Origin of the sequence: Pseudomonas sp. NPDC089422 (genome assembly GCF_044749405.1) — a bacterium.
GTDB lineage: Bacteria > Pseudomonadota > Gammaproteobacteria > Pseudomonadales > Pseudomonadaceae > Aquipseudomonas.
Genome location: NZ_JBIVHW010000008.1, coordinates 254,882 through 277,283, shown reverse-complemented (window position 1 = coordinate 277,283; position 22,402 = coordinate 254,882). Strand labels below are relative to the sequence as shown.

Genomic DNA, 22,402 nt, shown 5'->3' with positions numbered 1-22,402 from the left:
CATGCGCAACCTGATCCTCGGCGGCGCCCGCTCGGGCAAGAGTCGCCTGGCCGAGCAACTGGCCAGCGACAGCGGCCTGCCAGTGACCTACATCGCCACCAGCGAGCCACTCGATGGCGAAATGAACGAGCGCGTGCGCTTGCACCGCCAGCGTCGGCCTGAACACTGGGGGCTGATCGAAGAACCCTTGGCCCTGGCTGCCGTGCTGCGCGCGGAAGCCGCCGAGGGCCGATGCCTGCTGGTGGACTGCCTGACCTTGTGGCTGACCAACCTGCTGATGCTCGACGATCCGCAGCGGCTGGCCGCAGAGCGCGATGCGCTGCTCGACTGCCTGGAGCATTTGCCTGGCACCCTCATTCTGGTCAGCAACGAAACCGGCCTGGGCGTGGTGCCCATGGGCGAGCTGACCCGCCGTTATGTCGACCTGGCCGGCTGGCTGCACCAGGCCGTTGCCGAACGCTGCCAGCGCGTGGTGCTGACCGTGGCCGGCCTACCTCTCATGCTCAAAGGACCCGCTCTATGAACCAAGCCTGGTGGCGTGATGCCTGCCAACCCCTCGACAACGCCGCCATGGACCAGGCCCGCGCCCGTCAGCAGCAGCTGACCAAACCTGCCGGCTCGCTCGGCCAGCTGGAAGGCCTGGCCGTGCAGCTGGCTGGCCTGCAGGGCCGCGAGCGGCCAACCCTGGAGCAGGTCGCCATCAGCCTTTTCGCGGGCGACCACGGCGTGGTCGAGGAGGGCATTTCGGCCTACCCGCAGGCGGTCACCGGGCAGATGCTGCGCAACTTCGTCGGCGGTGGTGCGGCAATCAGCGTGCTGGCGCGCCAACTGCAGGCCAGTCTTGAAGTGATCGACCTGGGCACCATCGACCCTGAGCTGGAACTGCCAGGGGTGCGGCACCTGCGCCTCGGTGCTGGCACCGCCAACTTCGCCCGCCAGCCGGCCATGACCGATGCCCAGCTGCAGGCTGCCTTGCAGGCCGGTCGCGACAGCGCCCTGCGCGCAGCAGCCAATGGCGCGCAGCTGTTCATCGGTGGAGAGATGGGCATCGGCAACACCTCGGCCGCTGCTGCCCTGGCCAGTGCCATGCTGGCTTGCCCGGCACGTGAGCTGAGCGGGCCGGGTACCGGCCTGGATAGCGCAGGTGTTCGTCACAAGGCCGAAGTGATCGAGCGCGCCCTGGTGCTGCACGGCCTGCGCGCCGACCAGCCGTTGCAGGCGCTGGCTTGTGTCGGCGGCTTCGAGATCGCTGCGCTGACCGGTGCCTACCTGGCCTGCGCCCAGCAAGGCATTGCCGTGCTGGTGGATGGCTTCATCTGCAGTGTCGCGGCATTGCTGGCGGTGCGGCTCAATCCGCAGAGCCGTGACTGGCTGCTGTTCGCTCACCAGGGCGCCGAGCCTGGGCACAAGACCCTGCTCGCGGCACTGCAAGCCCAGCCATTGCTGGCGTTGGGCCTGCGCCTGGGTGAAGGCAGTGGAGCCGCCCTGGCGGTGCCGCTGATGCGCCTGGCCTGCGCCCTGCACGGGCAGATGGCGACCTTCGCCGAGGCGGCGGTGGCGGACCGCCCGGCATGATCCTCGACCTGCTGCGCCACGGTGAAACGGTGCAGGGCGGCGGCCTGCGCGGCAGCCTGGACGATGCCTTGACCGACAAGGGCTGGGGGCAGATGCGTGCAGCGCTGGCAGGTGCAGGCCCCTGGGATGTACTGGTCAGCTCGCCGTTGCAGCGCTGTGCGCGTTTTGCCGAGCAGCTGGGCATGCCGGTTCAGTTCGAAGGCGATCTGCAAGAGCTGCATTTCGGCGAATGGGAAGGGCGCAGTGCCCTGCAGATCATGCAAACCCAGGCCGACGAGCTGGGGCGTTTCTGGGTCGATCCGTACAGCTACACGCCGCCTGCAGGGGAGCCTGTCGCGGCCTTTGCCGAGCGTGTGTTCTCTGCCGTCGGGCGCCTGCGCCAGCTGCATGCCGGCAAGCGCGTGCTGTTGGTCACCCATGGTGGCGTCATGCGCCTGCTGTTGGCACGCGCCCGTGGGCTGCCCAGGGAGCAGTTGCTGCAGGTCGAGGTTGGCCATGGCGCCCTGATGCGCCTGGCGGTGGATGAGGCTGGCGCGATGCACGAGGTGCTCTGACATGCTGCCGTTCTGGATTGCCCTGCAGTTTCTCAGCAGCTTGCCCGTGCATTTGCCGGGGATGCCCGAGCCGCGTGAAACGGGCCGATCATTGTTGTGCTATCCGCTGGTCGGGTTGCTGTTCGGCCTGTTGCTGTGGTTGGCGAGCCACCTGCTGCAAGGTGTTGCGGCGCCGTTGCACGCGGCCCTGCTGCTGACGCTGTGGGTGTTGCTCAGTGGTGCGTTGCATCTGGATGGCCTGGCCGACAGTGCCGATGCCTGGCTGGGTGGCTTCGGTGACCGCGAGCGCACGCTGCAGATCATGAAAGATCCGCGCAGCGGGCCAATAGCCGTGGTCACCCTGGTGCTGGTACTGCTGCTGAAATTCTGTGCCCTGTGGGTGCTGGTGGAGCAGGGCGCAGGCATGGCCTTGCTGCTGGCGCCGGTGGTAGGGCGGGCGGCGATGCTCGGCTTGTTTCTCGGTACGCCTTACGTGCGTCGCGGGGGCCTGGGGCAGGCGCTGGCCGAGCACTTGCCGCGGCGTGCGGGCGTGTGGGTTCTGCTCGCCAGCATGCTGTTGTGTTTGCTGGCGGGTGGCGCGCGCGCGATCTTGCCGATGCTGGCGGCGATCGCGGTGTTCATCGGGTTACGCCGGTTGATGTGTAAGCGTCTGGGTGGGACCACGGGTGATACCGCAGGCGCCATGCTGGAGATTCTCGAACTGACTGTGCTGTTGGGCTTGGCGATTTAGGAACAGTCCTACAGTGTTTGGCGAAAATCCTTTCGGATAAAACTGGCTGCAGAATTGCGGAAAAATGCTGAAAAAATTCAGGAAATGACGCCTTTTCTGCAGCTATCTATGCTCGCGGTTTCTCTGTCACCGCGAAGGCATGGACAATGCGACGACTCCTGCTGGCCTTGTTGTTGGTCACCGTCAGTGGCTCCGTTACTGCAGCCGACCTGATCGACTTCTGGAACACCCCGCGCCACGGCGGCAACAGCTTCAATCGCTTGCCGCCGGATCAGGCCTACTTCGATGCGTTGAGTGCATATGGCGCGAGCTGGGTGCGGCTGTCCTACGACAAGTGGAAGCCGGCGCAGCGTGACTTCCTGTTGGGCGATGCGGATCGGTATGAGCAGTTGCCCGCCGCCGATCTCAAGCAGCTGCGCGATACCCTGGATCGCGCGCACAGGGCAGGGCTCAAGGTGGTCATCGCGCCGCTATCGCTACCTGGCATGCGTTGGTCGCAAAACAACCAGGGGCAGTTCGATGACCGTCTTTGGCAAGGTGGCGGATACGCTCGGCAAGCTGCCCGTTTCTGGCGCGACCTGGCCCGGGAGCTGAAAGACCATCCCGCCATCGCCGCCTACAACCTGGTCAACGAACCTGCCCCCGAGAAACTTGGCGGCCTGGCCGAGCACGCATCGGCTGAGCACATGCAGCAATGGTACGCCCAGGTGCAGGGTGGGTCGCGTGACCTGCCTGCCCTGTACGCGCAATTGATCGCGGCAATACGCGAGGTGGATGCCAAGACCCCGATCATGGTCGACGCGGGCTGGTTCGCCAGCGCCGATGCTTTCGGTTACTGGCAGGCGCCCCTGCAGGATGATCGAGTGCTCTACAGCGTGCACATGTATGAGCCCTATTCGGCCACCAGTGCGCCGAACCTGTTGCGCGAAGTCCCCATCGACTATCCCGGCCCGGCGCCGTTTGGTGGTGAAAACCAGCAATGGGATGCCGAACGGGTTCGTCACTATCTGAACTTGCCGTTGGCCTGGATGGAGCGCATGAAGCTGCCGCCTTCCCGGTTGGTCGTGGGGGAGTTCGGGTGCATGCGCCGACTGCCCGGTTGCAGCGAGTATCTGGAAGACGTCCTCTCGGTCATGGACCGACATCGCTTGCACTGGGCGTTCTACAGCTTCCGCGAAGACAACTGGGATGGCATGGACTACGAACTGGGCTCGGCAAAGGTGCCCTGGCGGTATTGGCAAGCGATCGAGCAAGGGGCTCCTGATCCGTTGCCACGCAAGGCCACAGCGGAATTCGAACCGATTCGGCGACGGCTGGCAGACTGAAACTTCTTGCAACATCCCGGGTGCGGGTATATACACGTATTCATGTTGACCAGTGAATGCATCTGCACCCACCTGCGTCGCGCCGCCCGAGGGGTGAGCCGGCATTACGACGAGGCCCTTGCCGGCTTCGGCATCAATGTCGCCCAGTTTTCCCTGTTGCGTCACCTGCAGCGGCTCGATCGCCCCAGTATCACCACGCTGGCCGAGGCCATGGGCCTGGAGCGCAGTACCTTGGGCCGTAACCTGCGCGTGCTGGAGGCAGAGGGCCTGGTAGCCCTGGCCGATGGCGATGACCAGCGCAACCGTGTGGTGTTGCTGACCGAGGCGGGCGCGGCACGTTTGCAAGCCGCCCATCCTGCCTGGGAGCAGGCGCAATTGATGCTGGTCGAGCAGTTGGGCGAAGGGCAACGTGACGAGCTTGTACGTTTGCTGGAGCGGCTTGCCTGATTCATTACGATTAGAAGCGGGTATATACCCGTACAACCTTGCGATGTGCTGGAGATAACGACAATGACTTCGGTGTGGCGAACCAGCGGGTGGGTACTTGTGGGGGCAGCGTTGATCCTGGCGCTGTCCCTGGGTGTGCGGCACGGTTTCGGCCTGTTCCTGGCGCCGATGAGCGCCGACTTTGGCTGGGGCCGTGAAGTGTTCGCCTTTGCCATCGCCCTGCAGAACCTGATCTGGGGCCTGGCACAGCCGTTTGCCGGGGCGCTGGCTGACCGTCTTGGTGCGGCTCGGGTGGTGATCATCGGTGGCATTCTCTATGCCGCTGGCCTGTTGTTGATGAGTACCGCCGATTCGGCCTGGTCGCTGTCGCTCAGTGCCGGCCTGCTGATCGGTATCGGCCTGTCTGGCACCTCATTTTCGGTCATCCTCGGTGTGGTCGGCCGCGCTGTTCCGGCGGAAAAACGCAGCATGGCCATGGGCATCGCCAGCGCTGCCGGTTCTTTCGGCCAGTTCGCCATGCTCCCCGGTACCCTCGGCCTGATCGAATGGCTGGGCTGGTCGTCGGCGCTATTGGTGCTTGGCTTGCTGGTGGCACTGATCGTGCCCTTTGTCGGCCTGCTGCGTGACCGCCCGCTGCCCAGTCATGGTGCAGAGCAGACGTTGGGCGAGGCCCTGCGCGAAGCGTGCTCGCACTCCGGTTTCTGGCTGCTTGCCCTGGGTTTCTTCGTCTGTGGCTTCCAGGTGGTCTTCATTGGCGTGCACCTGCCTGCCTACCTGGTTGACCAGCACCTGCCGGCGACCACCGGCACCACCGTGCTGGCGCTGGTCGGGTTGTTCAACATCGTGGGTACCTACACTGCCGGCTGGCTGGGTGGGCGCATGTCCAAGCCACGCCTGCTCACCGCACTGTATTTGCTGCGTGCAGTGGTGATCGCGTTGTTCCTGTGGGTGCCGGTGACTGAGGTGAGTGCCTACCTGTTCGGTATTGCCATGGGGCTGCTGTGGCTTTCCACCGTACCGTTGACCAATGGCACCGTGGCCACGGTATTCGGCGTGCGCAACCTGTCGATGCTCGGCGGCATCGTCTTCCTGTTCCACCAGCTGGGCGCCTTCCTGGGGGGCTGGCTGGGTGGCGTGGTGTACGACCAGACCGGCAACTATGACCTGGTCTGGCAGATTTCGATTCTGCTCAGCGTGCTGGCTGCCGCGCTCAACTGGCCGGTACGTGAACGGCCGGTCGCCCGCCTGCAGGTGCAAGCGGCATGAACCGCTACCTGGCCCGCGGGCTGCTGCTGGCGGCAGTGGCATTGTTGCTGGTGCTGGCGTGGTGGGGCTGGCAGCGGGGCGGGTTGGCGTTGATGCAGCTGGGCATGGGCGTTTGTTAAGCGCTACCCTGCAAGTTCAAGGATTGTCTTGCAGGAGGAATGAATGATGCGTGCCCATTGGTTGACGATGCCGTTGCTGGCGCTGCTGGCCGCCAGTACCAGCTGGGCTGCCGATTGCCCGGCGCTGTTGCAGGGCAGCTTGCCTGAATTGCGTGGCAAGGAGCAGGTCGACCTGTGCCAACGCTTCGGCGGCAAGCCGCTGGTGGTGGTCAATACGGCCAGTTATTGTGGTTTTGCACCGCAGTTCGAGGGGCTGGAGTCGACGTACAAGGAGTATCACGAGCAAGGCCTGGAAATGCTGGGTGTGCCGTCCAACGACTTCAAGCAGGAAGACGCCGATAGCGAGAAGACTGCCAAGGTCTGCTACGCCAACTACGGTGTGACCTTCACCATGACCAAGACCCAGGCGGTTCGCGGCACGGATGCGATACCGCTGTTTGTCGAGCTGGCGCACCAGAGCAGCGCGCCGAAATGGAACTTCTACAAGTACGTGGTGGATCGCCGGGGCAAGGTGATCGGCAACTTCTCCAGCTTGACCAAGCCGGATGATCCCGCCTTCAGGGCCGCGATCGAGAAGGCGATAGCCTCGCATCCGTAGGTGAAGTCGTGGTAAGGGCGGAAGGTGTTCGCGTAGAGGCTGACAGGTGTTCGCCGAAAGGTTTGCAGCGCCTGTCAGCCCTCACACAATTGCATTGCGGCTGCTTTTGTCAGTGTGGATGTACCGTAATTGCCACCAGCTTCAACACCACCGGCCTAACCATCAGTACGCACACAAATGCCACTGGCATCGCCAATTGGTAAGCCTTCAGCACATTGCTCAGGTACTCCGGGTTCACCCCGGCATTCGCCGCAGTGATCACGAAGCACATCAGCAGCGCCATGATCGATGACATGTAGAACGCGAACACGTACGGCGTTGCGCTCGGGCGCAGTTTGCGCCGGCTGCGCGTGTGGGGCAGATTGCTCATGCGATCTCCTGAAAGTTGGCTGAGGGCGCAGGTTAGCAATGCCGCCGGCAGCGGCTGTAGAGCCGCAGGGATGAGTTCTTTATAAAGAGATTCTTACGAATCGAAGAGCTCGCCATGGATCTGCTCAACGCCATCCGCAGTTTCATCAAGGTGGTCGAAGCCGGCAGCATCGCCGCCGGTGCCCGCAACCTTGGCCTCAGCCCGGCGGCGGTCAGCCAGAACCTGGCACGGCTGGAAGGGCACTTGCACGTGCGCCTGCTCAGCCGCACCACCCGCAGCATGGCGCTCACGCCTGCCGGTACTCAATACTACGAACGAGTCAGGCACATCGAGCGCGATCTGGCCCTTGCCGAACAAGCGGTCACCACGCCCGACAGTGAGCCCCAAGGGCGGCTGTGCATCGCCTCGACCTCTGCTTTTGGTCGCCATGTGCTGGCACCGCTGATCCCGGCCTTCAGTGCCCGCTACCCACTGATTTCGATAGAATTGATAACGACTGATCGCAAGGTCAATCACGCCCGCGAAGATGTCGATGTCAGCCTGCGCATCACCCCGCAACTCGAAGACCAACTGCTGGCGCGGCACATCGCGCGCATCCCGTTCATCTGCTGCGCGTCACCGGGTTACCTCGCCAGTGCCGGCTTGCCGACCACCCCGGAGGTGTTGAGGGAACATCGCTGCCTGGTATTTCGTTATCCGGTGGACGGCCGTTTCCTGCGTTGGGGCTTTGTGCGTGATGGCATGCGTTTCGAGGCGGAGTTCGGCACCGTATTGATCAGTGACGACATCGATGCCCTGACCCAGATGGCCCTCAATGATGGCGGCATCACCCGATTGGCCGAGTTCATCGTCAGGCCGCATCTGGCCTCGGGGGCACTGGTGCCGCTGTTCGAATACAGCGAAAGCGGCCAGGCCTATGCCCAGACCGAGCCAATGGATATCTACCTGTGCGTAGCCGATCGTTTCGCCATGACCGCAAAAGTGCGCGCGTTCATGGACTACCTGCGTGAGTCGTTGGGCGATGGCTGGCAAGTGCAGGCATGAAAAAACCGCCACGAGGGCGGTTTCTTGATGGGGCGGGTACGAATCAGAAGCGGTAGGTGAGCGAGGCACCGATACCGTGTGCGCTGTTCTCGTACTTGGCCTGGTAACGGCCCTTGGTCGGGCTTGCCAGGTTGACCTTGGTGTCCTCTTCCCACAGGTAGGAGTAGGCCACGTCGATGGTCATGTCGTCGGTTGGGCTGTAACCGGCACCGATGCTGATTGCCTTGCGATCGCCCGTAGGGATGCGTGGCGAGCGGTCGGTGTTGTTGGTTGGCGACTGGTCGACGGAGAAGCCGGTACGCAGGACCCACTCCTTGTTCACCTTGTAGGACGCGCCGATGGCGTGAGCCCAGGTATCGTGCCAGTTCTGCTCTTCGCTGATGGTGCCGAACTGGGCGGCCAGTGGTGCAGGGACTTCGTTGTTGACAGTGATGTCCTTCAGGCGGCTCCAGCGCGTCCAGGTGCTGCCTGCATACAGGGTCCACTGGTCGTCGAGTTCATGAGTCACCGAGAAGTCCACCGACTCAGGCGTCTTGATCTTCAGGGTGGCGTCGAACTTGCTGCCGCTGAAAGGCCCGATCAGGGCGTTGTTGATCTTGGTATTGCCTTCGAGCTTGTAGTCGACCATCGAGTGATAGGTCAGGCCGAGGCGGGTGCGATCGGTGGCCTGAACCAGGATGCCGACGTTGTAGCCGACAGCAGTGTCGTCGCCCTTGATCTTCACTTCGCCATCATTGACGCCAGGAGAGCGCGGGTTGATGGTGTTCGACCCCAGTTCGCCCTTGATCTTGTTGATGGTAGGGCCAAAGCCGATCGAAACCACGTCATTGAAGGCGTAGCTGACGGTTGGCTGGAACGTGATGACCTCGACGTGGCTCTTCTTGCCCCAGTAGCGTGCGGCGTCGCCGCTGCCGTAGTCGGTAACCAGGCCGAACGGCACGTAGACACCGAAGCCGACGCTCCAGTGCTCATCGAGCGGCTTGACGTAGTAGCCCATCGGTACCCCTACCGTTGGCACCATGTCACCGTCAGTTTCCCCTGGCAGCGGGCTGCTGCCCGGCCCCGAGATGTCGGTCTTGGCAATGACGGCTGCGCCCCCCACGGTCACTTGCTGGCGCTTGAGGCGAGACATGCCGGCAGGGTTGCCATACACCGTGCTGGCATCATCGGCAGCGGAAGAACGACCCGCGAAACCTGTCCCCATGCCGCTGACGCTTTGTTCGTTGAGGGCGAAGCCCGCCGCGAACAGTTGGCTGGATGCCAGAGCAACGGCTACGCCGAGGGAGGTTTTGAGCAATGCTTTTTTCATTATTAGAAACTCCTTGGGATCTCCGGGGCGAAAAGCTACCAACAAATCACGCGCCGCGCTATAGCCTCAATCACAGGAGATAGAGCGGTTTTGTAGGACAATCCGACCAAAATTCCCTTTTTTCCGGTAATGGTGTAGGACGCTTCTTAAGATGCCTGTGGCAATTTCTGTTCAACGCACAGTTGCCAGGCCTGGGTGAAGTCGCGCAGGCGACCTTGAGGGTGGAAAATCTGCCGCCAGATACGTGCCAGGCCGAGCAGGTCGTCGGCCGCTGGCAGCGGCGTGGACTGCTCTTCGATGAGCATCCAGGCGATGGCGGTGGAGTAGCGCAGGTTTACTGTCAGCTCCAGGTGTGGCCCGCCGAGGAAGGCGTGCTGGCTGGCCAGGCCGCGTACCAGGCTGGCGAGCTCCGGATCGCGCGCAAGAAAGTGGTCCCAGACTGCCTGGTGACGGCTTTCGCCGATGCGGTAGAGGCCGTGGCCACGGCGGTCGTGCAAGGCTGAACCGAGTGCCGATTGGCAGGCCGCGATACCCAGCAGAAGGGCCTCGGCGCTGGCGCAATGACGATTCAGATAGACCAGGGTTGGTCGGATCACATACTGACACAATTCATTCGCCGCGATACCCATGATGCCCTCGAGCAGTAAAGGGCCGACGGGCGCTGGAGCTTGGCAGCTGGAAATTGGTCAGGCCCGCCGGAAGCGGTAAGGACCGCTCGAGTTGAAGTGTAGTGTGATAATCGTGGTGTAAAGGGCTGTTTTTAAATCGATTGCTGCCTGCCACCCGGCGCTATATGCCCTGCGGCAATTAGGCCAAGAACGATCAGGTAGCTCGCGGCAGGCGCCATTCAGCCCTTGAATACCCCGACATTCGCCACTCACGCGGTCAGCGATTGACGGGTGCGGGCGATCACCGCCTGCAGCGGTTCCGAGCGGCTGTACTGTTCAGGGTACAGGCGTTCGGTGTGGCAGGCGACGCCGTGTTCGTCCACCAGGGTGAAGCTGAAGTTGCCCTTGCGTGGGGCGGTGATCAGGCACTTCAACGGCGAGAAGGCCTGGGAGAGGGTGCCAATGGCAGCCTGAATTTGATGATGAGTTTGCATATTGTTGGAGGTTCCTGCTTTAAACACGGGGTTATGATCCGTGCATGATAGAAACGTTCCAGTGACGCCTTTATTAAGGGACGAACGAACCTGACTGGAACAGGGCAGCCAGAGAGAGCGCAATCAAAGTGTGGGCGCTTGGGCTGACTGGTAGGTACTTCAGAAGGCAGGCAGCACGCCGGGGCCAAGGTTCTAGGCCGTCGGGGTGGAATCCTGATCAATCTTCCGGTTGATTCGTGCTTGAACAGCGCTGGGCTGGCGAGTGAATCATCGAGTGGGCCGGTCCTGGTTTCAGCAGCGATCGTTCGGGAGAGCGATGGGCTGCAAGGACGCTTCTGGCCAGAATTGACTTTCAGCTTGGGTACTAACGGTGCGCACCTTACCGAAACTGTGCGACCTTTGCAAGCGTTGTACGTTTCTTCAGGCTAGCCGCGCAGTATGGCGTGTCTTTCGCCCTATGGGAAGAGGGGGGAACGGGCCTCCAACCGGCCTGATGGGCCAATTTCGTGCATCCAAACGCAGGCTTTCGGTGCACTTGTTCACATTCGAGGCGTGACTTGTAACAGCCCGGAAACAGCCCTGTCGAAGCTCGCCAATGACTTGACTGGCACCTTAAGTCAATGAAAAAAAACACTAATTTTTGCTGGTGAAAAAATCGTCAGTTTGACTGTAGGCCCCATTTCACGGGGGTTTGCGGGCTCGTTGGAGGGGTTGTCCACCGAGTTATCCACAGGAACTGTGGATTGTCCCGAGCGCTTGCTCTAGGACGGGTGTGCCAGCAAATTAGAGAACTGTCCGACAATCGACAGGCATCAGCCGACCAGCCAGTCATCCACTCGGAAACGTCAAGAAAAAATCATCGAAAAAAAATTTCAATCCTCCGGAAATCGACACGTCATGCACGAAAAAAAGGAGTAGAGTGGCGCGCCTTTCGAATTGCCATCCCTGTCGGTCATGAAGTTTCGTGGTAAACCCCTCGCCAGCCCCGTTGCTGCCTCAGCAGCCCCTTCACCCAAACGCATTTCCCTGAAAGTGGCCCTCTGGTTGCTCGACAGCCCACGCCTGGGTGCCAGGCAGCAGGTCAAGCACATCGCCGGGCGGCTGCTCAAGCAGCCCGCGCGTGAAGGCGTGGTGGTGGCGCAGAGCCGCCTGGGGCAGATGCTCTGCCGTGATTGCGGCAATGCGCGCGACCGTCGCATCGGCCATGAACTGCTGCGCCAGGCGGCACGGGCCGGGGATCGGCGGGCGCAGCTGGAGTATGCGCGGCTGTTCCAGGCCGACGCGCCGGAACAGGCGCCCGACCCAGCAGACTGATAAGCTGCACTCAACTCGCAATAGTGTGATCGGGGTAAGCATGGCAGTGGATCTGACCAGCATTCTGCTGGGCTTGGTGGCAGGGGCCTTGCCTTGCCTGGGTTGGATCATGCAGGTTCAGCGCCGTCAGGGCGCGCGCCAGGGGGAGCAGGCCTTGCTGGAGGAGCGACTGAGCAGTGCGCAACTGGCTCAGGCCGGCCTGCAGGCGCAACTGGATGCCAGCCGCGACGAGGTCAGCGACCTCAGTGAAGCCAATACCGTCAAGCAGACCCAACTGGCCGCCCAGGGCCGCGAACTGGAGCTGCTGCAGATCGACCGTGACAATGCCCGCGATGCCGCCCACGCCTGGCACCTCGAACGCGCCACGCGTGAAGCCGAACTGCGTCGTCTGGAGGCCCAGGCCGCACGCCTGGAGGCCGAGCTGCGCGAACAGCAGGACAGCCACCAGCAGCGCCTGGAAGACCTCCAGGAGGCCCGTGACACCTTGCGCGCCCAGTTCGCCGACCTGGCCACGAAAATCTTCGACGAGCGCGAACAGCGCTTCGCCCAGACCAGCCAGCAGCACCTGGGCCAGTTGCTCGACCCGCTCAAGGAGCGCATCCAGGCGTTCGAAAAGCGCGTCGAGGAAAGCTACCAGCAGGAAGCCCGCGAGCGCTTCTCGCTGGGCAAGGAACTGGAGCGCCTGCAGCAACTCAACCTGCGCCTGTCCGACGAAGCCACCAACCTCACCCAGGCACTCAAGGGGCAGAAAACCCAGGGTAACTGGGGCGAGCTGATCCTCGAACGGGTGCTGGAACATGCCGGCCTGGAGAAAGGCCGCGAGTACCAGACCCAGGTCAGCCTGAAGAGCGCCGATGGCGAGCGCTTCCAGCCGGACGTGCTGATCATGCTGCCCGGTGACAAGCAGGTGGTGGTCGATGCCAAGGTCAGCCTCACCGCCTACCAGCAATTTGTCGGCAGCAACGACGAAGCCGCGCTCAAGCAGCATGTGCAGTCGCTGCGCAATCATGTCAAAGGCCTGTCGAGCAAGGACTACAACCGCCTCGAAGGCCTGCACAGCCTGGACTTCGTGCTGTTGTTCGTGCCGATCGAGGCGGCCTTCTCGGCAGCCCTGCAGGCCGAGCCCAACCTGTTCCAGGAGGCGTTCGACCGGCAGATCGTGATTGTCAGCCCGACCACCTTGCTGGCCACCCTGCGAGTCATCGACAGCCTGTGGAAGCAGGAGCGCCAGGGCCAGAACGCCCGTGAGATCGCCGAGCGCGCCGGTTGGCTGTACGACAAGTTCGTGCTGTTCATCCAGGACCTGGACGAACTGGGCAATCGCCTGCAACAGGTCGACAAGGCCTACGCTGCGGCACGCAACAAGCTGTGCGAAGGGCGCGGCAACCTGGTCAGCCGCAGTGAGCAGCTCAAGCTGCTTGGGGCCCGTGCCAGCAAGAGCCTGCCGGCCGAGCTGCTGGAACGGGCACTTTCAGACGAAGCAATGGCCGACGAGACCGTTACTGAACCAGGCTCAGATGGCGATTGAGCAGGGCGCGCAAGGCCGCCGGTTTCACCGGCTTGGCCAGGTAGTCCAGGCCTGCGGCATGCACGGTGGCCAAGGTTTCCTTGCTGCCGTCGGCGCTGATCACCACACCGGGCACTGGCTCGCCCAGGCGCGCACGTAACCAGCCCATCAGCCCGGTACCGGTTTCGCCGTCGTCCAGGTGGAAGTCCACCAACGCCAGGTGCGGACGCATGCCCTTGGCCAGCAGCGCTTCGCATTCGGCGCGGTTGCGTGCGGTCCACACCTGGCAGCCCCAGCGGCTGAGCAGGCTGTTCATGCCGATCAGGATGCTGTCTTCGTTGTCCACGCACAGCACCTGCAAGCCGGCCAGCGGCTGGCTCGCGGCTTCCACCGGGGCGCTTGGCGCTGCCGCGGCCTGGTGGGCGATCGGTACGTTGACGCGGAACACCGTGCCCTTGCCGGGCCAGGAGCGCACCTCCAGCTTGTGGCCAAGCACCCGGCACAGGCCGTCGGCGATCGCCAGGCCCAGGCCCAGGCCTTTTTCGGCGCGGGTCTGGTGGCTGTCCAGGCGCTTGAACTCCTGGAAAATCACCTGCAGCTTGTCGTCGGCAATGCCCGGGCCACGGTCCCAGACCTCCAGCCACAGCCGCTCGCCCTGGCGGCGCACCCCCAGCAGGATCGGGCTCTTGCCATAGCGCAGCGCGTTGGTCAGGAAGTTCTGCAGCACCCGGCGCAGCAGTTTCATGTCGCTGTCGACCCGCAGGCGGCTGCCGCGCAGGCGGAACTCCAGGCCCTTTTCGGCCGCCAGCACTTTGAACTCGGCGCCCAGGGTGTCGAACAGTTCGTTGAGGGCGAAGGGTTTGGCGTCGGGGGTGATCTTGCCGTTTTCCAGGCGCGAGATGTCCAGCAGGTCGCTGATCAATTCCTCGGCCGAGCGCAGCGAACTGTCCATATGCTGCACCAGCTGCTGGGCCTCTTCGTTCATGCCTTCGGCCTGCTGTGACAGGGCGGCAGAGAACAGCCGCGCAGCGTTCAGCGGCTGCATCAGGTCGTGGCTGACTGCCGCGAGGAAGCGGGTCTTGGACTTGCTCACGGCTTCGGCCTGGCTCTTGGCTTCCGACAGCGCCTGGTTGAGTTGCGACAGCTCGTGGGTCCGTTCAGCCACGCGTTGCTCCAGGCCTTCGTTGGCGTCGCGCAGCGCCTGTTCGGCCTCGCGGAACGGGGTGATGTCGGTGAAGCTCATGACAAAGCCGCCACCGGGCATCGGGTTGCCGATCAGCTCGATCACCCGGCCGTTGGGGAACAGTCGCTCGGAGGAATGGGCGCGGCCCTGACGCATCCAGTGCAGGCGCCGCGCCACGTGGACTTGCGCCTCGCCCGGGCCGCACAGGCCGCGCTCGGCGTTGTAGCGGATGATGTCGGCGATCGGCCGGCCGACGCTGATCAGCCCGTCGGGGTAGTTGAACAGTTCCAGGTAACGGCGGTTCCAGGCCACCAGGTGCAGGTTCTGGTCGACCACGCTGATGCCCTGGTTGATGTTCTCGATGGCGCCCTGCAGCAAGGCGCGGTTGAACTGCAGCACCTCGCTGGCTTCGTCGGCGATGCGCACCACGTCCTCGAGCTGCATGTCGCGGCCCTCGATGGCGGCCTTGACCACGGCGCGGGTCGAGGAGCTGCCGAGTACACCGGCGAGCAGGCGTTCGGTGTGTTCGATCCAGTCGCCGTCGGCATTCTGGTTGGGGTTGAAACCCTTGCCCTGGCGGTAGGCGAAACGGATGAAGCTTTGGCGTGCGCGTTCCTCGCCGACAAAGCGCGAGGCCAGGTTGAGCAGGTCATCGATCTGCACCGCCAGTAGCGGTTTGCTGCTGGGCCGGGCGCTGGTCTGCTGGCCGATGAAGCGGCCCGCCTGCCAGTGTTCCGACACGCGGGTGCGCGACAGCATCGACACCCACACGAACAGGGTGAAGTTGCCCGCCAGCGATAGCACGACGCCCTGGGTCAAGGGGCTGATCGGCAGGTCGAGCGGGTTGCCATGCAGCCAGGCCAGGCCCGGGAACAGCCCCAGCGACAGGCCCAGGCTATGGGCGATGATCGGCAGCACCAGGGTGTAGAACCACAGGAAGATGCCCGCCGCCAGGCCGGCGAACACGCCACGGCGGTTGGCCTGCTTCCAGTACAGCGCGCCGAGCATGGCCGGTGTCAGCTGGGTGACGGCGGCGAAGGCGATCTGGCCGATGGTGGCCAGGCTCGCCGTGGAGCCGAGCAGGCGGTAGCTGACATAGGCCAGCAACAGGATCACCACGATGGTCACCCGGCGCACCGACAGCATCCAGTGGCGGAACGCCTCGAACGGCCGTTCGGCGTTGTTGCGGCGCAGCAACCAGGGCAGCAGCATGTCGTTGGAGACCATGGTCGACAGCGCCACGGCCTCGACGATGACCATGCCGGTGGCGGCCGAAGCACCGCCGATGAAGGCCAGCAGGGCCAGGCTCGGGTGTGCTTCGGCCAGTGGCAGGCTGATGACGAAGGAGTCGGAGATCACAGAGCCCGGCAGCAGCATCTGCCCGGCCAGGGCGATCGGCACCACAAACAGCGCGGCCAGGGCCAGGTACAGCGGGAACACCCAGCGCGCCAGGCGCATGTCCTGGGGTTCGATGTTCTCCACCACGGTGACATGGAACTGCCGCGGCAGACAGATGATCGCCATCATCGCCACGGCGGTCTGCACCACCATCGACGGCCAGTTGATGGTTTCCTGCCAGTAGCTGTCCAGTTGCACCGACTGGCGCGCCTGGGTCAGCAGGTCGTCGAAGCCGTCGTACAGGTTGAACACCACGAACACGCCCACGGCGAGGAAGGCCAGCAGCTTGATCAGCGACTCGAAGGCAATTGCCAGGACCATGCCGCGGTGGTGCTCGGTGACGTCCAGGCTGCGTGTGCCGAAGACGATGGCGAACAGCGCCAGCACCAGCGACACCACCAGTGCCGTGTCCTGCACGCGGGTGCCGGTGGCGTCGGCGTTGGCGCCGATCAGCAGGTTGACGCCGAGCACGATGCCCTTGAGCTGCAGGGCAATGTAAGGCAGTACGCCGACCAGGCAGATCAGCGCCACCACCACCGCCAGGGACTGCGACTTGCCGTAGCGTGCGGCGATGAAGTCGGCGATCGAGGTAATGTTCTGCTGCTTGCTGATCAGCACCATCTTCTGCAGCACCCACGGCGCGAAGATCAGCAGCAGGATCGGGCCAAGGTAGATCGGCAGGAACGCCCAGAGTTGTTCGGCAGCCTGGCCGACCGCGCCGAAGAACGTCCAGCTGGTGCAGTACACTGCCAGCGACAGGCTGTACACCCAGGCACGCAGGCGCGGCGGCAACGGCGTGCTGCGGCGGTCGCCGTAGAAGGCGATGGCGAACATGATGGCCATATAGGCCAGGGCGACCACGGCGATCAGCCCGCTGGACAACGACATGAAAACTCCGGAGCAAAAAAGATAACGCGGTCCCGATCAATCAGTCTGGCACGCGGGCGGCGGTTCGTCAGCGCAGACGATGGTCGCAGCGGCGAGTCGTCGCAGCTTCATCGTTTGCCTGTACTGGCCTCTTCGCGGGCTTGTCCCGCGAAGAGGCCAGTACAGGCGACATCAATCCCGACGGGTACCCAGCCAGTAGAACACCCCTGCCAGTATCACCGACATCACCAGCAGGTAGAAGATCACCCCCGGCCACCACCGCCCCAGGGCGAACCCCACCAGCACCGGCCCCAGCGCTGCCCCAAGGTTGGACAGGTTCTGCGCCCCGTAATACACCCCGCGCAGGTGCTCCGGTGCAATCAGGTCGATGAACATGTATTCAGCAGGGATGACGATGATCTCGCCCAGGGTGAACACCAGCATCGCCAGGCACCAGGCCACTGCCGACCCAGCCATGGCAAAACCCAGCAGCCCGGCGATGAACAGCGCCATGCCGGCCAGCAGCCAGGGCATCAGCTGCTGGCGGCCGATGCGCCGACCGATCAGGTACTGCAGGGCAATCACCGTGACCGCGTTGGTGGTCACCAGGTAGCCGACCAGCCGTGCCGCCTCGCTGGCGCTGCTGGTCACCACCAGGTATTGCGACAGATACGCGGTGAACTGGCCGAACACCACCGCACTCAGCACGCCGCCCAGGGTGAAGCACACCAGCCGACGGTCACGCGCCAGCCCCAGCGCCACCTGGCTGAACCCGGCGCTCGGCTGTACTTGGGCGCTGGCCTGCAGCCCACGGTCGCCGAGCCGCCAGTAGGCCAGGCACATGCCCAGGCCGGTCAGCGCCGAGGCAATGAAAGGCAGGTGATCGTCCAGTTCCAGCAGCGCCACGCCGAGCAGCGGGCCGATGGCATAACCGACGTTGCTCAGGGTGTACTTGATGGCGAATACCTCGGCCCGTTGCTCCACCGGCAGCAGCGCGCAGAAGCCGGCCTTGGCGGCGATGTCGACCATTGCCAGGGCCAGGTTGATCAGCACCAGGCAGGTGAAGAACAGCCATACCGAACGGCTGGCGATGGCCACCACGAAGGCGAGGGCGAACACCAGCGTGCTGGCGCTGACCAGGGTGTGGTTGCGCACGGTATCGACCAGATGCCCGCCGTAGAGGCTCAGCAGCGAGGCAACGATCAGCGCGCCACCGATCAGCAGGCCGATCCGACCGACCGACAGTTGGAAGTTGTCGGCCAGGTAGACCACCAGGTAGGGCAGGGTGAGGGCGCGGGCCACGGTCAGGGTAAAAGTGGCGGCCAGCAACAGGCGGATGCTGGCGGGGTAGCGCTTGAGGGCGGCGAGCATTACCACGTCCTTGTGCATTCATGGGCTTGTGCAAGCATATGCCACGAACCCGCTGCCGCGCCTGTTCAGTGTGAAGCCGTCGCAGGGCTTTCGAGCAGGTTGTCATGCAGGCAGGCCAGCGTGTGCAGCGCATCCAGCAGCCATTTCAGCTCGTCCAGGCTGACCCCGGCTTCGATGTGGGCGTAGAACTGTTCCGTGCTGCTCAGGTCGCAAGGCAGTTCGACACCCATCAGGTCGTCATCCTCGAAGCTGATGCACAACTCGCCGCCTTCTTCGGAAAACTCCAGGTTCATGTCGATCAGGTTTGCCTCCAGTTCCAGCAAGTGCTCGATTGTCTCGGGCTTGGCGAAGCGGGCGCAGACCTTGCGGGTGATACCGGTCAGGTAGAAGGTATCCTCGAACTCGATGGAAGGCGTTTCATACAGGTAGTCGAAATCGACATCTTCCTGTTCGTCAGTGCGTACCGCAATGCCGCGCACCCATGGGAATTCGACGACCAGGCTGAAGCGGTTGTAATGGTCGTGAACGGTCCTGGTTTCGTAGTTGCCACCGCCAGTGCTGTGCCGCTCCTGCCGCTCATCGACATACTCCAGATTGAAGTAACTGAAATGGAAGGTATGCCGTTCCCCTTCATGGCGACCCTCGAAGGCACCGATGATTTCACTGCTGTGATCGCCCCTCAGGTAATCGGCGAAGTGGTCGGAAAGGCGCGAAAGGATGTGCTCGGGCGGCGTGCTGATGGGGCGAATCCCTGCCTCGATCATGCCCGCCCGCTGGGCGATTTGATAAGAAAGCTCCGGCAGCCATTCCTCGCTGGTGGGCGTGCCCTTCCACTTGGCGTAAGCCGCTCCTGCAAAGATCAGGATGCAAATGATCATCGACGCCTTGATCACTCCTGGATCACCGTTCAACTGCACCAGTCCTTGGGCCCAGGCACCCCCCAAAAGTAACGAGCCGAGCGACAGCGCGGCGTACATCAATGCCTTGCGCCAATCGCCAGTGTTCTCGAAACGCAGCCCACCCTGAAAATCGCGCAAGGACGCCACTACCTGCAGCAACTCATCTTTGCTCGTGGCGGCCTCGGTCATTTCCCTGGCGGCGATGATGGCCGCTTCCAGGCGCTCGTTATGGGTTATCGACACGGTTGAACTGCTCCATCAGTGCAAAGGCTGGAGGCATTCTGCCATCCCCGGCCTTTTTGTCCATGCGCCAGGGTGACCAGCGGAGGATTGACAGCCTTTCGGTCACCGGGAATACTCTGGCAATAATTCATATATATGTTTAGATAACAAGACGAGACCCGACCCATGCACCCACTGTCCGGTGATGCTCGACTGCCACGCTACCAACAGCTGCGCGATCACCTGATCGAGCAGATCGCCAACAACCGCTGGCGCCCGGGCGAGGCCATTCCCACCGAGGCCGCCCTGGCCACCGAGTTCGACATGTCCGTCGGCACCGTGCGCAAGGCTGTCGACGTGCTGGTCGCCGAAGGCGTGCTGGAGCGTCAACAGGGCCGCGGCACCTTCATCCGCCGCCCGCAGTTCCAGTCTTCGCTGTTCCGCTTCTTCCGCTTCGAAAGCGCCACTGGCGAGCGGCTGATGCCGGAAAGCCGCATCCTCTCGATCGAGCCGGTACCGGCGCCTTCGGCCGTTGCCCAGGCCCTGGGCCTGGCCGCCGAGGCCGAGGTCATCCGCATTGTCCGTACCCGTCTGCTCGGTGCCCAGCCAGTGCTCGCCGAGGAAATCTGGCTGCCGCGCCAGACCTTCCAGCCGCTGCTCGACGTCGAGCTGGACAGCAAAGGCCCGCTGCTCTACCCGATCTACGAGGAGCTGTGCGGTCAGGTGGTCGCCTACGCCGAAGAGACCCTGACCGCTGAAGCGGTCGATGCGGCCCATGGCCGCCTGTTGCAACTGCCGGCCGACAGCCCGGTGGTGGTGATCGAGCGCCTGGCCCGCGATTACGCCGGCAAGCCGTTGGAATGGCGCCGCTCGCGCGGCCACGCGCAGCACTTCCGCTACCGCGTCGACATTCGCTGAGCCGCTAAGCCGGCCGCTTCGCCCGTTACCCGTCTGCGCCGTTCTGCCACGGCGCAGTGGCTTCGCCTGCCCGGTCGCCAGCGTGCCAAGCGCTTCGGCACGCCCGGCCGTAACACACACGACTAGAAGGATAACAATCATGTTCAGCTGGTACCGCCAGATCACTTCACGGGAACGCAAGACGTTCTGGGCCTGTTTCGGTGGCTGGTCGCTCGATGCGCTTGAAGTGCAAATGTTCGGCCTCGCCATCCCCGCGCTGATCGCCGCGTTCTCCCTGACCAAGGGCGATGCCGGCCTGATCAGCGGCCTGACCCTGGTTACCTCGGCGATCGGTGGTTGGCTCGGCGGAACCTTGTCGGACCGTTATGGGCGCGTGCGGACCCTGCAGTGGATGATCCTCTGGTTCTCCTTCTTCACCTTCCTCTCGGCGTTCGTCACCGGGTTCTACCCGCTGCTGTTGGTCAAGGCCATGCAGGGCTTCGGCATCGGTGGCGAGTGGGCGGCCGGCGCGGTGCTGATGGCCGAGACCATCAATCCGAAATACCGCGGCAAGGTCATGGGCACCGTGCAGAGTGCCTGGGCCGTGGGCTGGGGCCTGGCGGTGGGCCTGTTCACCCTGATCTATTCGCTGGTGCCGGCTGAGTACGCCTGGCGGGTGATGTTCTTCGTCGGCTTGCTGCCGTCGCTGCTGATCATCTGGGTGCGCCGCAACGTGCCGGAGCCGGACAGCTTCCAGCGCCTGCAGAAGGAGAAGGCCATTCCCGGCAGCTTCTTCAAGTCCATGGCCGGCATCTTCCGCCCGGAACTGCTGCGCGTGACCCTGCTTGGCGGCCTGCTGGGCCTGGGTGCCCACGGTGGTTACCACGCGGTGATGACCTGGCTGCCGACCTTCCTCAAGACCGAACGCAACTTGTCGGTCCTGAACTCCGGTGGCTACCTGGCGGTGATCATCTTTGCCTTCTGGTGTGGTTGCGTGGTCAGCGGCCTGCTGATCGACCGCATCGGCCGTCGCAGGAACATCCTGCTGTTCGCGCTGTGCTGCGTGCTCACCGTGCAGGCCTATGTGTTCTTCCCGCTGACCAATACCCAGATGCTGTTCCTCGGCTTCCCGCTGGGCTTCTTCGCCGCCGGCATCCCGGCCAGCCTGGGAGCATTCTTCAACGAGCTGTACCCCGCCGACGTGCGCGGCGCCGGAGTCGGCTTCTGCTACAACTTCGGCCGCGTGCTGTCGGCGGTGTTCCCGTTCCTGGTCGGCCACATGAGCGAATCCATGTCGCTGGGTAGCGCGATCGGTATCGATGCTGGCATCGCCTACGGCGTGGCCATGCTCGCCGCGCTGTGCCTGCCGGAAACCCGTGGCCGCAACCTTGAGGCCACGCCAGCACCGGCAATGGCTGGCGCTGTCGCCAAGTAACCTGACTGTTCTGTGAAAACCATGCCCGACGTTCCTGCTCCACACCTGACCGCCATCGACAGCCATGCCCACGTCTTCAGCCGTGGGCTGAACCTGGCCAGCGAGCGGCGTTATGCCCCCAGCTACGATGCACCGCTGGGCGATTACCTGGGCCAGTTGCTGGCCCACGGTTTCAGCCACGGCGTACTGGTGCAGCCCAGCTTCCTGGGCACCGACAACCGCTACCTGCTCAGCGCCCTGCAAACCGTGCCGGGGCAACTGCGCGGGGTGGTGATGCTTGACCGGGACGTCGAGCGCGAGACGCTGCAGGAGATGGATCGGCTTGGGGTCAGGGGCGTGCGCCTGAACCTCATGGGGCAGGGGCTGCCAGATCTGACGGGCGCCGAGTGGCGGCCTTTGCTGGAGCGCATCGGTGAACAGGGCTGGCATCTGGAACTGCACCGCCATGTCGCGGACGTTCCTGCACTGGTGCGGGCGCTCGAGCCTTATGGCCTGGATATCGTCGTCGATCACTTTGGTCGCCCCGATGCCCGTCTGGGCCTGGGGCAGCCGGGTTTTGCCGAGCTGTTGACGCTGGGCGGCAAGGGCAAGGTGTGGGTCAAGGTATCGGGTATCTACCGGCTGGAAGGCACGCCGGAGCAGAACCTGGCATTTGCACGCCAGGCCCTGTGTGCGCTTGAGGCCCACTATGGTGCCGAACGGTTGATGTGGGGCAGTGACTGGCCGCATACCCAGCATGAGTCGGCGGTGAGCTTTAGCACGGCGGTCGAACAGTTCGAGGCCCTGGGGTGCTCGGCTGAATTGCATCGGGCGTTGCTGGTGGGTACTGCACAGGCACTGTTCGGCTTCGAATGATCGGATGCCTGTGCC

General features: G+C 63.6%; 21 protein-coding genes and 1 pseudogene. 15 read left to right on the top strand and 7 right to left on the bottom strand.

Annotated features, from left to right (window positions below; translation table 11 throughout):
• Window position 1 precedes the first annotated feature (1 nt).
• From cobU to ACIPZ8_RS17455, 9 genes are all read left to right on the top strand, one after another.
• Entirely contained in the window at window positions 2-523 is a 522-nt protein-coding gene (gene cobU / locus ACIPZ8_RS17495) for a bifunctional adenosylcobinamide kinase/adenosylcobinamide-phosphate guanylyltransferase (protein ID WP_400725588.1), read from the top strand.
• The gene (gene cobT, locus ACIPZ8_RS17490) at window positions 520-1,575 is read left to right on the top strand and encodes a nicotinate-nucleotide--dimethylbenzimidazole phosphoribosyltransferase (RefSeq protein WP_400725586.1); all 1,056 of its coding nucleotides are present in this window, start codon (window positions 520-522) and stop codon (window positions 1,573-1,575) included. Before cobU ends, cobT begins: the two co-directional genes overlap by 4 nt.
• On the top strand, window positions 1,572-2,129 hold the full coding sequence (gene cobC, locus ACIPZ8_RS17485) for an alpha-ribazole phosphatase family protein (protein WP_400725583.1): 558 nt from the start codon (window positions 1,572-1,574) through the stop codon (window positions 2,127-2,129). The genes cobT and cobC overlap by 4 nt, the downstream gene beginning before the upstream one ends.
• 1 nt (window position 2,130) lies before the next feature.
• Window positions 2,131-2,859, top strand: coding sequence for an adenosylcobinamide-GDP ribazoletransferase (locus ACIPZ8_RS17480; protein WP_400725580.1), 729 nt, complete (start codon window positions 2,131-2,133; stop codon window positions 2,857-2,859).
• A 146-nt stretch (window positions 2,860-3,005) separates the two neighbouring features.
• Complete coding sequence (locus ACIPZ8_RS17475; RefSeq protein ID WP_400725577.1) at window positions 3,006-4,184, top strand: glycoside hydrolase family 5 protein; 1,179 nt, start codon at window positions 3,006-3,008, stop codon at window positions 4,182-4,184.
• A gap of 42 nt (window positions 4,185-4,226) precedes the next feature.
• Window positions 4,227-4,631: a MarR family winged helix-turn-helix transcriptional regulator gene (locus tag ACIPZ8_RS17470; protein ID WP_400725574.1), complete on the top strand. Its 405-nt coding sequence runs from the start codon at window positions 4,227-4,229 to the stop codon at window positions 4,629-4,631.
• 63 nt (window positions 4,632-4,694) lie between these two features.
• A complete protein-coding gene (locus ACIPZ8_RS17465; protein WP_400725571.1) occupies window positions 4,695-5,897 on the top strand; it encodes an MFS transporter in 1,203 nt (400 codons plus the stop codon).
• Window positions 5,894-6,016 (top strand): hypothetical protein, encoded by a 123-nt coding sequence (locus ACIPZ8_RS17460; protein ID WP_400725568.1) that lies wholly within the window; start codon window positions 5,894-5,896, stop codon window positions 6,014-6,016. Before ACIPZ8_RS17465 ends, ACIPZ8_RS17460 begins: the two co-directional genes overlap by 4 nt.
• A gap of 46 nt (window positions 6,017-6,062) precedes the next feature.
• Window positions 6,063-6,614, top strand: coding sequence for a glutathione peroxidase (locus tag ACIPZ8_RS17455; RefSeq protein ID WP_400725667.1), 552 nt, complete (start codon window positions 6,063-6,065; stop codon window positions 6,612-6,614).
• Between the two features lie 109 nt (window positions 6,615-6,723).
• On the opposite strand, the gene ACIPZ8_RS17450 is transcribed toward ACIPZ8_RS17455, so the two are convergent.
• Complete coding sequence (locus ACIPZ8_RS17450) at window positions 6,724-6,984, bottom strand: DUF2798 domain-containing protein (RefSeq protein WP_400725565.1); 261 nt, start codon at window positions 6,982-6,984, stop codon at window positions 6,724-6,726.
• A gap of 114 nt (window positions 6,985-7,098) precedes the next feature.
• Here ACIPZ8_RS17450 and ACIPZ8_RS17445 point away from each other — a divergent pair, with 114 nt between their 5' ends.
• Window positions 7,099-8,028 (top strand): LysR family transcriptional regulator, encoded by a 930-nt coding sequence (locus ACIPZ8_RS17445; protein WP_400725562.1) that lies wholly within the window; start codon window positions 7,099-7,101, stop codon window positions 8,026-8,028.
• Window positions 8,029-8,071: 43 nt separating this feature from the next.
• Here ACIPZ8_RS17445 and ACIPZ8_RS17440 read toward each other — a convergent pair whose 3' ends face one another.
• The 3 genes from ACIPZ8_RS17440 to ACIPZ8_RS17430 all read right to left on the bottom strand — a co-directional run bounded on the left by ACIPZ8_RS17440 (window position 8,072) and on the right by ACIPZ8_RS17430 (window position 10,439).
• Window positions 8,072-9,337, bottom strand: coding sequence for an OmpP1/FadL family transporter (locus ACIPZ8_RS17440; protein ID WP_400725559.1), 1,266 nt, complete (start codon window positions 9,335-9,337; stop codon window positions 8,072-8,074).
• A gap of 146 nt (window positions 9,338-9,483) precedes the next feature.
• Window positions 9,484-9,966, bottom strand: a complete 483-nt coding sequence (locus ACIPZ8_RS17435) for a hypothetical protein (RefSeq protein WP_400725556.1) — start codon at window positions 9,964-9,966, stop codon at window positions 9,484-9,486.
• Between the two features lie 248 nt (window positions 9,967-10,214).
• Window positions 10,215-10,439 (bottom strand): hypothetical protein, encoded by a 225-nt coding sequence (locus ACIPZ8_RS17430; RefSeq protein ID WP_012313162.1) that lies wholly within the window; start codon window positions 10,437-10,439, stop codon window positions 10,215-10,217.
• A 954-nt stretch (window positions 10,440-11,393) separates the two neighbouring features.
• Here ACIPZ8_RS17430 and ACIPZ8_RS17425 point away from each other — a divergent pair.
• Window positions 11,394-11,735: pseudogene (locus ACIPZ8_RS17425) on the top strand (sel1 repeat family protein); the annotation flags it as partial.
• A gap of 172 nt (window positions 11,736-11,907) precedes the next feature.
• A complete protein-coding gene (gene rmuC, locus ACIPZ8_RS17420; RefSeq protein ID WP_400725664.1) occupies window positions 11,908-13,281 on the top strand; it encodes a DNA recombination protein RmuC in 1,374 nt (457 codons plus the stop codon).
• Here the strand turns inward: rmuC and ACIPZ8_RS17415 are convergent.
• The 3 genes from ACIPZ8_RS17415 to ACIPZ8_RS17405 all read right to left on the bottom strand — a co-directional run bounded on the left by ACIPZ8_RS17415 (window position 13,253) and on the right by ACIPZ8_RS17405 (window position 19,221).
• A complete protein-coding gene (locus tag ACIPZ8_RS17415; RefSeq protein ID WP_400725553.1) occupies window positions 13,253-16,729 on the bottom strand; it encodes a NahK/ErcS family hybrid sensor histidine kinase/response regulator in 3,477 nt (1,158 codons plus the stop codon). The two genes, rmuC and ACIPZ8_RS17415, sit on opposite strands and share 29 nt — an antisense overlap.
• A gap of 171 nt (window positions 16,730-16,900) precedes the next feature.
• Window positions 16,901-18,079 (bottom strand): MFS transporter, encoded by a 1,179-nt coding sequence (locus ACIPZ8_RS17410; protein WP_400725550.1) that lies wholly within the window; start codon window positions 18,077-18,079, stop codon window positions 16,901-16,903.
• A gap of 65 nt (window positions 18,080-18,144) precedes the next feature.
• A complete protein-coding gene (locus ACIPZ8_RS17405; RefSeq protein ID WP_400725547.1) occupies window positions 18,145-19,221 on the bottom strand; it encodes a hypothetical protein in 1,077 nt (358 codons plus the stop codon).
• Window positions 19,222-19,386: 165 nt separating this feature from the next.
• Here ACIPZ8_RS17405 and ACIPZ8_RS17400 point away from each other — a divergent pair, with 165 nt between their 5' ends.
• The 3 genes from ACIPZ8_RS17400 (at window position 19,387) to ACIPZ8_RS17390 (ending at window position 22,387) form a co-directional block, all read left to right on the top strand.
• Complete coding sequence (locus ACIPZ8_RS17400; RefSeq protein ID WP_400725544.1) at window positions 19,387-20,118, top strand: GntR family transcriptional regulator; 732 nt, start codon at window positions 19,387-19,389, stop codon at window positions 20,116-20,118.
• A 139-nt stretch (window positions 20,119-20,257) separates the two neighbouring features.
• Window positions 20,258-21,532 carry an MFS transporter gene (locus ACIPZ8_RS17395; protein WP_400725541.1) on the top strand — a complete coding sequence of 425 codons (1,275 nt, stop codon included), beginning with the start codon at window positions 20,258-20,260 and terminating at the stop codon, window positions 21,530-21,532.
• Window positions 21,533-21,553: 21 nt separating this feature from the next.
• A complete protein-coding gene (locus ACIPZ8_RS17390; protein WP_400725538.1) occupies window positions 21,554-22,387 on the top strand; it encodes an amidohydrolase family protein in 834 nt (277 codons plus the stop codon).
• Window positions 22,388-22,402: the final 15 nt, after the last annotated feature.

Bases quoted from the DNA above. Each gene is read 5' to 3' on its own strand.
- cobU (WP_400725588.1), top strand. From the start codon at position 2: ATGCGCAACCTGATCCTCGGCGGCGCCCGCTCGGGCAAGAGTCGCCTG.
- cobT (WP_400725586.1), top strand. From the start codon at position 520: ATGAACCAAGCCTGGTGGCGTGATGCCTGCCAACCCCTCGACAACGCC.
- cobC (WP_400725583.1), top strand. From the start codon at position 1,572: ATGATCCTCGACCTGCTGCGCCACGGTGAAACGGTGCAGGGCGGCGGC.
- ACIPZ8_RS17480 (WP_400725580.1), top strand. From the start codon at position 2,131: ATGCTGCCGTTCTGGATTGCCCTGCAGTTTCTCAGCAGCTTGCCCGTG.
- ACIPZ8_RS17475 (WP_400725577.1), top strand. From the start codon at position 3,006: ATGCGACGACTCCTGCTGGCCTTGTTGTTGGTCACCGTCAGTGGCTCC.
- ACIPZ8_RS17470 (WP_400725574.1), top strand. From the start codon at position 4,227: ATGTTGACCAGTGAATGCATCTGCACCCACCTGCGTCGCGCCGCCCGA.
- ACIPZ8_RS17465 (WP_400725571.1), top strand. From the start codon at position 4,695: ATGACTTCGGTGTGGCGAACCAGCGGGTGGGTACTTGTGGGGGCAGCG.
- ACIPZ8_RS17460 (WP_400725568.1), top strand. From the start codon at position 5,894: ATGAACCGCTACCTGGCCCGCGGGCTGCTGCTGGCGGCAGTGGCATTG.
- ACIPZ8_RS17455 (WP_400725667.1), top strand. From the start codon at position 6,063: ATGCGTGCCCATTGGTTGACGATGCCGTTGCTGGCGCTGCTGGCCGCC.
- ACIPZ8_RS17450 (WP_400725565.1), bottom strand. From the start codon at position 6,984: ATGAGCAATCTGCCCCACACGCGCAGCCGGCGCAAACTGCGCCCGAGC.
- ACIPZ8_RS17445 (WP_400725562.1), top strand. From the start codon at position 7,099: ATGGATCTGCTCAACGCCATCCGCAGTTTCATCAAGGTGGTCGAAGCC.
- ACIPZ8_RS17440 (WP_400725559.1), bottom strand. From the start codon at position 9,337: ATGAAAAAAGCATTGCTCAAAACCTCCCTCGGCGTAGCCGTTGCTCTG.
- ACIPZ8_RS17435 (WP_400725556.1), bottom strand. From the start codon at position 9,966: ATGGGTATCGCGGCGAATGAATTGTGTCAGTATGTGATCCGACCAACC.
- ACIPZ8_RS17430 (WP_012313162.1), bottom strand. From the start codon at position 10,439: ATGCAAACTCATCATCAAATTCAGGCTGCCATTGGCACCCTCTCCCAG.
- ACIPZ8_RS17415 (WP_400725553.1), bottom strand. From the start codon at position 16,729: ATGTCGTTGTCCAGCGGGCTGATCGCCGTGGTCGCCCTGGCCTATATG.
- ACIPZ8_RS17410 (WP_400725550.1), bottom strand. From the start codon at position 18,079: ATGCTCGCCGCCCTCAAGCGCTACCCCGCCAGCATCCGCCTGTTGCTG.
- ACIPZ8_RS17400 (WP_400725544.1), top strand. From the start codon at position 19,387: ATGCACCCACTGTCCGGTGATGCTCGACTGCCACGCTACCAACAGCTG.
- ACIPZ8_RS17395 (WP_400725541.1), top strand. From the start codon at position 20,258: ATGTTCAGCTGGTACCGCCAGATCACTTCACGGGAACGCAAGACGTTC.
- ACIPZ8_RS17390 (WP_400725538.1), top strand. From the start codon at position 21,554: ATGCCCGACGTTCCTGCTCCACACCTGACCGCCATCGACAGCCATGCC.